Source organism: Acetobacter sp. DsW_54, from assembly GCF_002153575.1.
GTDB lineage: Bacteria > Pseudomonadota > Alphaproteobacteria > Acetobacterales > Acetobacteraceae > Acetobacter > Acetobacter fabarum.
Genome location: NZ_JOPD01000065.1, coordinates 1 through 248, shown reverse-complemented (window position 1 = coordinate 248; position 248 = coordinate 1). Strand labels below are relative to the sequence as shown.

1 protein-coding gene is annotated in these 248 nt (G+C 60.5%); it reads right to left on the bottom strand.

Annotated elements, in window-relative coordinates:
• On the bottom strand, positions 1-248 hold a 248-nt coding region (locus HK20_RS12685; protein WP_198943939.1), incomplete at both ends, for a MotA/TolQ/ExbB proton channel family protein.

The following is a 248-nucleotide window of genomic DNA, read 5'->3' as shown; positions in this document are numbered from 1 at the left end:
GCAGGCACAGCCGTTGCCAGACCAATGGCGGTCATGATCAGGGATTCACCCACAGGACCGGCAACCTTGTCGATGGATGCCTGACCGGCAATGCCAATGGCGGTGAGTGCATGGTAAATACCCCAGACCGTGCCGAACAGCCCGATGAACGGGGATGTGGACCCCACGGTGCCCAGGAAGGCCAGACCCTTCTGCAGGCTGTTCTGGATGTTGTTGACCGCACGCTGGATGGACATGGAGGTCCAGCT